Source organism: Pseudomonas sp. UM16, from assembly GCF_050312595.1.
Classification (GTDB): Bacteria; Pseudomonadota; Gammaproteobacteria; order Pseudomonadales; family Pseudomonadaceae; genus Aquipseudomonas.
This window is the reverse complement of record NZ_JBNPJT010000009.1, coordinates 96,044-107,216: the sequence shown is the minus strand read 5'-3', so window position 1 is coordinate 107,216 and position 11,173 is coordinate 96,044. Positions and strand designations below refer to the sequence as shown.

Below are 11,173 nucleotides of genomic sequence, written 5' to 3'. Positions count from 1 at the left end.
ACGCGTGTCACTGATCGCTTCTGACCACTTCCGCATCGTTGTCGGCCTCGGCAAGAGCGGCATGTCCCTGGTTCGCTTCCTGGCGAACCGGGGCGTTGCCTTTGCGGTCGCCGACACCCGTGAGCCCCCCCCGGAACTGGAAACCCTGCGCCGCGATTTCCCGCAGGTGGAAGTGCGCTGTGGCGAACTGGATGTCGAGTTTCTCTGCCGCGCTGACGAGCTGTATGTCAGCCCTGGACTGGCCCTGGCTACCCCAGCCTTGCAGCAAGCCGCTGCGCGGGGCGTGAAGTTGTCCGGTGATATCGAACTGTTCGCCCGCAATGCCAAGGCACCGATCATTGCCATCAGTGGTTCCAACGCGAAAAGCACGGTGACCACCCTGGTTGGCGAAATGGCCGCTGCGGCGGGTAAACGTGTGGCGGTTGGCGGCAACCTCGGTACCCCAGCGCTGGACCTGCTCAGTGACGACGTCGAGCTGTATGTCATGGAGCTGTCGAGTTTCCAGCTGGAAACCACCGACCAGCTCAACGCTGAAGTCGCCACCGTTCTCAATGTCAGCGAAGACCATATGGATCGTTACAGCGGTCTGCCGGCCTACCACCTGGCCAAGCACCGAATCTTCCGTGGTGCGCGGCAAGTGGTGGTCAACCGTCAGGACGCCTTGAGCCGCCCGCTGCTGGCCGAAGGCCAACCGCTCTGGACCTTCGGTTTGAACGCGCCTGATTTCAAGGCCTTTGGCCTGCGCGAAGGGAACGGCGAGAAGTACCTGGCGTTCGAATTCCAGAACCTGATGCCGGTGCGCGAATTGAAGGTTCGTGGCGCCCATAACCAAGCCAACGCCCTGGCGGCATTGGCGCTCGGCCATGCGGTTGGCTTGCCGATGGATGCCATGCTTTCCAGTCTGCGTACCTTTGCCGGCCTGGCCCATCGTTGCCAGTGGCTGCGCGAGCGCAATGGCGTGAGCTGGTACGACGATTCCAAGGCCACCAACGTGGGTGCGGCGCTGGCCGCCATCGAAGGTCTGGGCGCTGACATCGATGGCAAGTTGGTGCTGGTTGCTGGTGGCGACGGCAAAGGGGCTGATTTCAGCGCCTTGCGTGCACCGGTTGCTGCGCACTGCCGCGCGGTGGTGCTGCTCGGCCGCGATGCCGAGTTGTTGGCTCTGGCGCTGGGTGACGACGTGCCGCTGATTCGGGTAAAGACCCTCGACGAAGCCGTACAGCGTTGCGCTGAGCTGGCTCAGCCTGGCGATGCCGTGCTGCTGTCGCCGGCGTGCGCCAGTCTCGACATGTTCAAGAACTTTGAAGAGCGTGGGCGCCTGTTCGCCCAGGCCGTAGGAGGGCTGGCATGATCTTCGGCATGATCAAGCCCTATCCATCGCCGCTGATCAGTGGTCGTGGTGTCGACCTCGATTTCGCCATGCTCGCCGGCTGCCTGGCGCTGCTCGGCCTCGGTCTGGTGATGATTACCTCGGCGTCTTCGGAAGTCGCTGCGGTGCAATCGGGCAACCCGCTGTATCACATGTTCCGCCACCTGGTGTACGTGGCCATTGGCGTATTCGCCTGCATCGTCACCATGATGGTGCCGATTGCCACCTGGCAGAAGATGGGTTTCACCATGCTGGTCGGTGCCTTTGCCTTGCTGGTGCTGGTACTCATCCCGGGTATCGGCCGCGAGGTGAACGGTTCGATGCGCTGGATCGGTTTCAGCTTCTTCAACGTCCAGCCCTCGGAAATCGCCAAAGTCTTTGTGGTCATTTACCTGGCCGGATACCTGGTGCGGCGTCAGACCGAAGTGCGCGAAAGCTGGATGGGCTTCTTCAAACCGTTCATCGTCCTGCTGCCAATGGCAGGTCTGTTGCTGATGGAGCCGGACTTCGGTGCCACCGTGGTGATGATGGGCGCGGCGGCAGCGATGCTGTTCCTCGGCGGGGTGGGCCTGTTCCGCTTCAGTTTGATGGTGGTGCTGGCGGTAGGCGCGGTGTTTGTGCTGGTCCAGGCCCAGCCCTACCGAATGGCGCGTCTGATTACTTTTACCGACCCGTGGTCCGATCAGTTCGGCTCCGGCTACCAACTGACCCAGGCGCTGATCGCCTTCGGGCGTGGCGAGTGGCTCGGCGTTGGTCTGGGAAACAGTGTGCAGAAGCAGTTCTACCTGCCGGAAGCGCATACCGACTTCGTGTTCTCGGTACTGGCTGAAGAGCTGGGCGTGGTCGGCTCGCTGGTCACCGTGGCGTTGTTCGTGTTCGTCACCGTGCGTGCTTTGTACATCGGTCTGTGGGCCGAGAAAGCCAAGCAGTACTTTGCTGCCTACATGGCCTTTGGCCTGGCCTTCCTGTGGATTGGTCAGTTCCTGATCAACATCGGCGTGAACGTCGGCTTGCTGCCAACCAAGGGGCTGACCCTGCCGTTCCTCAGTTACGGCGGTAGCTCGCTGGTGATCTGCTGCGCCTGTGTCGGGCTGTTGTTGCGGATCGAATGGGAGAGTCGCACCCACCTGGGCAGCGAAGAACACGAATTTGATGAGAGCGATTTTGCCGAGGAGCCGAATCATGGCCGCTGACGGCAAGAATGTACTGATCATGGCAGGCGGTACCGGTGGACACGTGTTCCCGGCCCTGGCCTGCGCCCGTGAGTTCCAGGCGCGCGGTTACAGCGTGCACTGGCTGGGCACCCCGCGCGGTATCGAAAACGAACTGGTGCCCCAGGCGGGCTTGCCGCTGCACCTGATCCAGGTCACTGGCCTGCGTGGCAAGGGCAAGCTGTCGTTGCTCAAGGCGCCGTTCACCCTGATCAAGGCGGTGTTGCAGGCCCGGCGCATCATTGCCCAGCTCAAGCCGGTCTGTGTGGTTGGCTTCGGTGGCTATGTAACGGGCCCCGGCGGTGTTGCCGCCAAGCTCTGCGGCGTGCCTGTCGTGGTGCACGAGCAGAATGCCCGCGCCGGTACCGCCAATCGGTTGCTGGTGCCTTTGGCTGGCCGAGTCTGCGAAGCTTTCCCCGGCACATTTGCCACATCGGACAAGTTGCGTACCACCGGTAATCCGGTGCGCAGCGAGCTGTTCATGGAAACCCCACGCGAGCCGCTGGGCGCGCGTCGGCCACGCTTGTTGGTGCTGGGCGGAAGCCTGGGTGCCGAACCGCTGAACAAATTGTTGCCCCAAGCCCTGGCTGAAGTGCCCGCGGACATCCGTCCCGAGGTCTTTCATCAGGCGGGTAAACAGCACGACCAGATTACCGCCGAGCGCTATCGCGAGGCGGGAGTCGAGGCTCAGGTAGAGCCGTTTATCAAGGACATGGCCAAGGCATACGCCTGGGCCGATCTGGTGGTCTGCCGCGCCGGCGCGCTGACCGTCAGTGAGCTGGCTGCGGCCGGCTTGCCCTCGATGCTGGTGCCATTGCCCCATGCCATCGACGATCACCAGACCCACAACGCCCATTATCTGGCCCGCGAAGGCGCTGCCTTCCTGATGCCACAAGCGACAACTGGCGCAGCGCAACTCGCTGAACGCCTGAACGAGGTGCTGATGCAACCGGAAAAACTCACCACCATGGCTGCCACTGCCCGGCGCCTGGCAAAGCCCGCGGCCACCCGCACCGTGGTCGATATCTGTCTGGAGGTGGCCCATGGTTGAAAGCAAGAAAGCCATGCCACAACCGGAAATGCGCCGTATCCGCCGCATCCACTTCGTCGGTATCGGCGGCGTGGGCATGTGCGGGATCGCCGAGGTATTGCTGAACCTGGGCTATCAGGTTTCGGGCTCCGACCTCAAGACCTCGGCTGTCACCGAGCGCCTGGAATCCTTTGGTGCACAAATCTTCATCGGCCACCGTGCCGAGAACGCCGCCAGCGCCGATGTGCTGGTGGTCTCCAGTGCCATCAACACCTCCAACCCGGAAGTCGCCACCGCACTTGAGCGGCGGATCCCGGTGGTGCCGCGTGCCGAAATGCTCGCCGAACTGATGCGCTATCGCCACGGCATTGCGGTTGCCGGCACCCATGGCAAGACCACCACCACCAGCTTGCTGGCCTCGGTGTTTGCCGCCGGTGGCCTGGACCCGACCTTTGTCATCGGAGGTCGTCTGAATGCAGCCGGTACCAACGCCCAGCTCGGTACTAGCCGTTACCTGATAGCCGAAGCCGATGAAAGCGACGCCAGCTTCCTGCATCTGCAGCCGCTGGTAGCGGTGGTCACCAATATCGACGCCGACCACATGGCAACCTACGAAGGCGACTTCAACAAATTGAAGAAAACCTTCGTTGAGTTCCTGCACAACTTGCCGTTCTACGGCCTGGCTGTGATGTGCCTGGACGATCCGGTGGTGCGTGAAATCCTGCCGCAGGTCAAGCGCCCGGCGGTCACTTACGGTTTCAGCGAAGAAGCCGACGTGCGCGCGATCAATGTTCGTCAGTCGGGCATGCAGACCCACTTCACCGTGTTGCGCCGCGACCGTGAGCCGCTGGACGTCTCGGTCAACATGCCCGGCAACCACAATGTGCTCAATGCACTGGCGACCATCGCCATTGCCACCGACGAAGGCATCAGCGATGAAGCCATCGTCCAGGGCCTGTCCGGGTTCCAAGGGGTAGGGCGACGCTTCCAGGTCTACGGCGAACTGCCAGTGGACGGTGGCAGCGTGATGCTGGTCGACGACTACGGTCACCACCCGACTGAAGTGGCGGCGGTGATCAAGGCTGTGCGCGGTGGCTGGCCAGAGCGGCGCCTGGTGATGGTCTACCAACCGCACCGTTACAGCCGCACCCGTGACCTGTACGACGATTTCGTCCAGGTTCTGGCCGATGCCAACGTGTTGCTGTTGATGGAAGTCTATCCGGCCGGTGAAGAGCCGATCCCGGGGGCCGATAGCCGTCAGCTGTGCCACAGCATTCGTCAGCGCGGTCAGCTCGACCCGATCTACATCGAGCGTGGTATTGAGCTGGCGCCATTGGTCAAGCCGCTGCTGCGTGCTGGCGACATCCTGCTGTGCCAGGGTGCCGGTGATATCGGGGGCCTGGCCCCGCAATTACTCAAGAGTCCGTTGTTCGCTGGTGCTGTTGCCAGTCAGGGGAAGTCGAAATGACTGTTAACGCCTACGAAAAATTGCACTCCACGATCGCCGCGACAGACTTCGGCCGCGTTGCCGTGCTGTACGGCGGCAAGAGCGCCGAGCGTCAGGTTTCGCTGAAATCCGGCGCGGCAGTAATCGATGCGCTGACCAGCGCCGGTGTCGACGTGGTTGCCATCGATGTCGGTGACGACCTGCTCGATCGCCTGCAGAACGAGAAGATCGATCGCGCCTTCATCATTCTTCACGGCCGTGGTGGTGAAGACGGCAGTATGCAGGGCCTGCTCGAGTGCCTGGGCATTCCTTACACCGGCAGCGGCATCCTCGCCTCGGCCCTGGCCATGGACAAGCTGCGCACCAAGCAGGTGTGGCAGAGCCTGGGTATTCCGACCCCGCGTCACGCCGTGCTGAGCAGCGAAGCTGACTGTATTTCGGCGGGCACGGAACTGGGCTTCCCTTTGATCGTCAAACCGGCCCATGAAGGTTCCAGTATTGGTATGGCGAAAGTGACCAGCGTCGATGAATTGATCGCCGCCTGGAAGGACGCCGCCACCTACGATTCGCAAGTGTTGGTCGAACAATGGATTCATGGTCCGGAGTTCACTATCGCGACCCTGCGTGGTCAGGTGTTGCCACCGATCGCCCTGGGCACGCCGCACACGTTCTACGACTACGACGCCAAGTACCTGGCTTCCGATACCCAGTACCGGATTCCTTGTGGCTTGAGCGCGCAGAAGGAACAAGAACTGATCGAACTGACCGCCCGTGCCTGTGACGCCGTTGGCATCGCAGGCTGGGGGCGGCTGGACGTCATGCAGGACGAGCAGGGCAATTTCTGGCTGCTCGAAGTCAACACCGCACCAGGCATGACTGATCACAGCCTGGTCCCCATGGCGGCACGCGCGGCCGGCCTGGACTTCCAGCAGTTAGTGCTGGCGATCCTGGCGGCCAGCGTAGAGGCGCGAGGTTAAGCCCATGCAAGGCGCGATGTTACGTCATCAGCAACCCGCCACCGGCCGTAGTAAGCCGGTGCCGCGTGGTGCCAGCCGGATGGTGGCCAAAGAGCCGCTGTCGGCGCGCCTGCCCAAGGCCAACTTCAGCGTCTTCAAGCGCCTGCTTTGGCCGGTGTTGTTGGTCGTCGCCGGGTTTGGCGCCTATGAAGGCGCGCAACGGTTGATGCCGTACGCCGACCGGCCGATCACCAAGATCGCTGTGCAGGGCGACCTGAGCTACATCAGCCAGCAAGCGGTGCAGCAACGTATCGCCCCGTATGTGGCCGCCAGCTTCTTCACCGTTGATCTGGCCAGCATGCGCGCGGAACTGGAGAAGATGCCCTGGATCGCTCATGCCGAAGTGCGTCGGGTATGGCCGGACGAGGTGGTGATTCGCCTGGAAGAACAGTTGCCCGTCGCGCGTTGGGGCGAAGAAGCCTTGCTCAATAACCAGGGTCAGGCCTTTACCCCGCGTGAGCTGGCCAACTATGAGCACCTGCCGCAGCTGTTCGGGCCGCAGCGGGCGCAGCAACAAGTGATGCAGCAATATCAGGTACTGAGCCAGATGTTGCGGCCAATGGGCTTTTCGATTGCCCGGCTGGAAGTGCGCGAGCGCGGCAGCTGGTTCCTGACCACCGGCGCTGGCAGCGCCGGGCCAGGGATCGAACTGCTGCTGGGGCGCGACCATCTGGTAGAAAAAATGCGCCGCTTCATTGCCATTTACGACAAGACACTCAAAGAACAGATCACCAAAATCGCCCGCATCGATCTGCGTTACGCCAATGGCCTGGCCGTTGGCTGGCGGGAACCGATTGCACCGACGACGGCCCAACCCGCCGTTGCGAAGAATTAGAGAGAGGCAGGACCATGGCAAATGCGCATAGCGGCAAAATGATCGTCGGGCTCGATATCGGCACCTCCAAGGTAGTGGCGCTGGTAGGCGAAGTCGCGGCCGACGGTACCCTGGAAATCGTCGGTATCGGCACCCATCCTTCGCGCGGGCTGAAGAAGGGTGTGGTGGTCAATATCGAATCGACCGTGCAGTCGATCCAACGGGCGGTGGAAGAGGCCCAGCTGATGGCCGGCTGCCGGATCCACTCGGCCTTTGTTGGCGTGGCTGGCAATCACATCCGTAGCCTGAACTCCCACGGTATCGTTGCGATCCGCGACCGTGAAGTCAGTGCGGCTGACCTTGAGCGCGTCCTCGACGCCGCCCAGGCTGTTGCCATTCCGGCTGATCAGCGGGTTCTGCACACCCTGCCGCAGGACTATGTAATCGACAACCAGGAAGGCGTGCGCGAGCCACTGGGTATGTCCGGCGTGCGTCTGGAAGCCAAGGTTCACGTGGTCACCTGCGCCGTCAATGCCGCGCAGAACATCGAGAAGTGCGTGCGCCGCTGTGGCCTGGAAATCGACGACATCATCCTCGAGCAACTGGCCTCGGCCTACTCGGTGCTGACCGATGACGAGAAAGAGCTGGGCGTGTGCCTGGTCGACATCGGTGGCGGTACCACCGACATCGCTATCTTCACCGAAGGCGCGATCCGTCACACCGCAGTGATCCCGATTGCCGGCGACCAGGTGACCAACGACATCGCCATGGCCCTGCGCACGCCGACCCAGTACGCCGAAGAGATCAAGATCCGTTACGCCTGCGCCCTGGCCAAGCTAGCTGGCGCTGGCGAAACCATCAAGGTGCCAAGTGTTGGTGACCGTCCGCCACGCGAACTGTCGCGTCAGGCCTTGGCCGAAGTGGTCGAGCCGCGCTACGACGAATTGTTCACCCTGATCCAGGCTGAACTGCGTCGCAGCGGCTACGAGGACCTGGTACCTGCGGGCATCGTCCTCACCGGTGGCACCTCGAAGATGGAAGGTGCGGTGGAACTGGCCGAAGAGATTTTCCACATGCCGGTCCGCCTGGGCGTACCGCATAGCGTTCGGGGCCTGAGCGACGTGGTGCGCAACCCGATCTATTCCACCGGTGTCGGTCTGCTGACTTACGGCCTGCTCAAGCAGTCCGACGGCGTCAGCCTGACCGGTACCAGCAACAACAACTATGGCGATGAACCAAAAGCCCCAGCGCTAGAGCGTTTCACCCGCTGGGTCAAAGGCAACTTTTAAAGTTTCAAAGCAGTAGTAGTAGGCGCAAAAACTAGAGAACTGTAAGGAGAGGGAAAATGTTCGAGCTCGTAGACAACGTCCCGCAAAGCCCGGTCATCAAAGTGATCGGTGTCGGTGGCGGCGGTGGCAACGCCGTCAATCACATGGTCAAGAGCAACATCGAAGGCGTTGAGTTCATCTGCGCCAACACCGATGCTCAGGCGCTGAAAAGCATCGGCGCACGGACCATTCTGCAACTGGGCACCGGCGTGACCAAAGGCCTGGGTGCTGGTGCCAATCCGGAAGTCGGTCGTCAGGCCGCGCTGGAAGACCGTGAGCGCATCGCTGAAGTGCTGCAGGGTACCAACATGGTGTTCATCACCACCGGCATGGGCGGCGGTACCGGTACCGGTGCTGCGCCGATCATCGCCGAGGTGGCCAAGGAGCTGGGTATTCTCACCGTTGCAGTGGTGACCCGTCCGTTCCCGTTCGAAGGCCGCAAGCGCATGCAGATTGCCGATGAAGGCATCCGTGCACTGGCAGAGAGCGTCGACTCGCTGATCACCATCCCGAACGAGAAACTGCTGACTATCCTCGGCAAAGACGCCAGCCTGCTGTCGGCGTTCGCCAAGGCTGACGACGTACTGGCCGGTGCCGTTCGCGGTATCTCCGACATCATCAAGCGTCCGGGCATGATCAACGTCGACTTCGCCGACGTGCGTACCGTGATGAGCGAAATGGGCATGGCGATGATGGGCACTGGCTGCGCCAGCGGTCCGAACCGTGCGCGTGAAGCGACTGAAGCGGCCATCCGTAACCCGCTGCTCGAAGACGTCAACCTGCAGGGCGCTCGCGGCATCCTGGTCAACATCACCGCCGGTCCTGATCTGTCGTTGGGTGAGTATTCGGACGTTGGTAGCATCATCGAAGCCTTCGCTTCCGATCACGCCATGGTCAAAGTCGGTACCGTTATCGATCCCGACATGCGCGACGAGCTGCACGTGACCGTGGTTGCCACGGGCCTGGGCGCGAAGATCGAGAAGCCGGTCAAGGTCATCGACAACACCATGCAAACCGCTGCCATGCAGACTGCCGCTCCGGCACCTGTGCGTCAGGAGCAGTCGTCGGTGAACTACCGTGACCTGGAGCGTCCGACCGTAATGCGCAATCAGGCGCATGCCGGTGCGGCCGCTGCGGCCAAACTCAATCCGCAAGACGATCTGGATTACCTGGATATCCCGGCATTCCTGCGTCGCCAGGCCGATTGATGAAATTTATCAGGGGTATAAGGGTGATTGGTGTTCAGCAAAGGCCGGGTCTGGTATTATCCCCAGTCTTTGTTGATACCAGTTCGCAATTTGCGCTGAAGCGGCCAATGCCATGATTAAACAACGCACCCTGAAAAATATTATCCGTGCCACAGGTGTCGGCCTGCACTCCGGGGAAAAGGTTTACCTGACCCTCAAACCTGCACCTGTGGATACCGGCATCGTATTTCGCCGTGCCGACCTCGACCCCGTGGTGGAAATTCCCGCCCGCGCGGCCAACGTTGGCGAGACCACCATGTCGACGACACTGGTCAATGGCGATACCAAGGTAGACACGGTTGAGCACTTGCTCTCGGCCATGGCTGGCCTGGGCATCGATAACGCCTACGTCGAGCTCTCCGCGTCTGAAGTGCCGATTATGGACGGTAGCGCTGGGCCCTTTGTATTCCTGATTCAATCTGCCGGCCTGGAAGAACAGGACGCAGCGAAGAAATTCATCCGCATCCTGCGCGAAGTGACAGTGGAAGATGGCGACAAACGCGCTACTTTCCTGCCATTCGACGGGTTCAAGGTGAGTTTCGAGATCGATTTCGATCACCCGGCGTTCCGTAACCGGACCCAAAGTGCCAGCGTGGACTTTTCCAGCACCTCGTTCGTGAAGGAAGTCAGTCGCGCCCGCACCTTCGGGTTCATGAGCGATATCGAGTACCTGCGCAAGCACAATCTCGCGCTCGGCGGCAGCGTCGAAAACGCCATCGTGGTCGACAAGGACGGTGTGCTCAATGAAGACGGCCTTCGTTACGAAGACGAATTCGTCAAGCACAAGATCCTCGACGCCATCGGCGACCTCTACCTGCTGGGCAACAGCCTGATCGGCGAGTTCAAGGGCTACAAGTCCGGGCACGCGCTGAACAACCAGTTGCTGCGCAAGCTGATCGAGGAAACCGATGCCTGGGAAGTGGTGACTTTCGAAGATGCCAGTACGGCACCGATCTCTTACATGCGTCCGGTTGCGGCAGTGTAAGTTCGAACACTCTCTCTAGTGATTGATTAAGGCCACCTTTGGGTGGCCTTTTTTATGGTTACGAATCTGTATTGCCAGCGCTGTCCTTGTCCCGTGCATGGCTGGCCAAGCGCTCCAGTGCCGCACGCAATTTCGGGTCGGTGATGCCCTCAGCGGTGGCCTGGATATTTTCCGCTGCACGGCTGGAAAGATCGGCGGTATGCCCGATAGCCCGACTCTGGGTAGTCGGCGGCTGCACCTTGAACAGAATTCGGGTCAGGCTGCTGAAGGCATCCAGCGTCTGCAACTGACGTTGCAGGCGTTTTTGTTGGTAACGCAGACGCGTGGCCCAATGACCGTCGGTGACGATCAGCAGCAGGGTGCCTTCGCGCCACGAGGCAATATGGCAATGTTCCCGGGCAGCCGGCTGCAGCTGGCTGTCGAGCAGCTTCTGCAGCTGCGCCAGGCGTTGGGCCTGGCTGAACAGGGCTTTGAGCGGCCGGGCTTCGCGCAGCAGTACGGCGGGTGCGCGGGCCGGCAAGGGGCGAAAAGCCATGAAAGGACACCTGAAGTTACAGTACCGGCATCTTATCAGATCCCCCGACTGACGCCTTGTCCGGGTGTTGATGGAAAAAACTTCATGTTGCTCATGGGTTGAAGTTGTGAAAAAAGCCCTTATTGTAAAAAAGCCCCGTCAAAGCGCTGTGCCAGCATCGTGGACATCCGCCACTTTCCTCACCGTCGTTT

The 11,173-nt window shown here is 61.3% G+C and carries 10 protein-coding genes; 9 read left to right on the top strand and 1 reads right to left on the bottom strand.

Features of this window, described 5'->3' with window-relative positions; genetic code table 11:
* Positions 1 to 4: 4 nt before the first annotated feature.
* The 9 genes from murD (at position 5) to lpxC (ending at position 10,447) form a co-directional block, all read left to right on the top strand.
* Positions 5 to 1,351: a UDP-N-acetylmuramoyl-L-alanine--D-glutamate ligase gene (gene murD / locus ACQRAX_RS12610; RefSeq protein ID WP_412039802.1), complete on the top strand. Its 1,347-nt coding sequence runs from the start codon at positions 5 to 7 to the stop codon at positions 1,349 to 1,351.
* Positions 1,348 to 2,562 (top strand): putative lipid II flippase FtsW, encoded by a 1,215-nt coding sequence (ftsW, locus tag ACQRAX_RS12605; RefSeq protein ID WP_412039801.1) that lies wholly within the window; start codon positions 1,348 to 1,350, stop codon positions 2,560 to 2,562. Before murD ends, ftsW begins: the two co-directional genes overlap by 4 nt.
* Positions 2,552 to 3,631: an undecaprenyldiphospho-muramoylpentapeptide beta-N-acetylglucosaminyltransferase gene (gene murG / locus ACQRAX_RS12600; protein WP_412039800.1), complete on the top strand. Its 1,080-nt coding sequence runs from the start codon at positions 2,552 to 2,554 to the stop codon at positions 3,629 to 3,631. The genes ftsW and murG overlap by 11 nt, the downstream gene beginning before the upstream one ends.
* Positions 3,624 to 5,078, top strand: coding sequence for a UDP-N-acetylmuramate--L-alanine ligase (murC, locus tag ACQRAX_RS12595; RefSeq protein WP_412039799.1), 1,455 nt, complete (start codon positions 3,624 to 3,626; stop codon positions 5,076 to 5,078). Before murG ends, murC begins: the two co-directional genes overlap by 8 nt.
* On the top strand, positions 5,075 to 6,034 hold the full coding sequence (locus ACQRAX_RS12590) for a D-alanine--D-alanine ligase (RefSeq protein WP_412039798.1): 960 nt from the start codon (positions 5,075 to 5,077) through the stop codon (positions 6,032 to 6,034). The genes murC and ACQRAX_RS12590 overlap by 4 nt, the downstream gene beginning before the upstream one ends.
* A gap of 4 nt (positions 6,035 to 6,038) precedes the next feature.
* Entirely contained in the window at positions 6,039 to 6,908 is an 870-nt protein-coding gene (locus ACQRAX_RS12585; protein ID WP_045183526.1) for a cell division protein FtsQ/DivIB, read from the top strand.
* 14 nt (positions 6,909 to 6,922) lie between these two features.
* The gene (gene ftsA, locus ACQRAX_RS12580) at positions 6,923 to 8,176 is read left to right on the top strand and encodes a cell division protein FtsA (protein WP_412039797.1); all 1,254 of its coding nucleotides are present in this window, start codon (positions 6,923 to 6,925) and stop codon (positions 8,174 to 8,176) included.
* Positions 8,177 to 8,232: 56 nt separating this feature from the next.
* The gene (gene ftsZ / locus ACQRAX_RS12575; RefSeq protein ID WP_412039796.1) at positions 8,233 to 9,423 is read left to right on the top strand and encodes a cell division protein FtsZ; all 1,191 of its coding nucleotides are present in this window, start codon (positions 8,233 to 8,235) and stop codon (positions 9,421 to 9,423) included.
* A 112-nt stretch (positions 9,424 to 9,535) separates the two neighbouring features.
* The gene (lpxC, locus tag ACQRAX_RS12570) at positions 9,536 to 10,447 is read left to right on the top strand and encodes a UDP-3-O-acyl-N-acetylglucosamine deacetylase (RefSeq protein WP_412039795.1); all 912 of its coding nucleotides are present in this window, start codon (positions 9,536 to 9,538) and stop codon (positions 10,445 to 10,447) included.
* A gap of 58 nt (positions 10,448 to 10,505) precedes the next feature.
* Here lpxC and ACQRAX_RS12565 read toward each other — a convergent pair whose 3' ends face one another.
* Complete coding sequence (locus ACQRAX_RS12565) at positions 10,506 to 10,982, bottom strand: DUF721 domain-containing protein (protein ID WP_412039794.1); 477 nt, start codon at positions 10,980 to 10,982, stop codon at positions 10,506 to 10,508.
* Positions 10,983 to 11,173 lie beyond the last annotated feature (191 nt).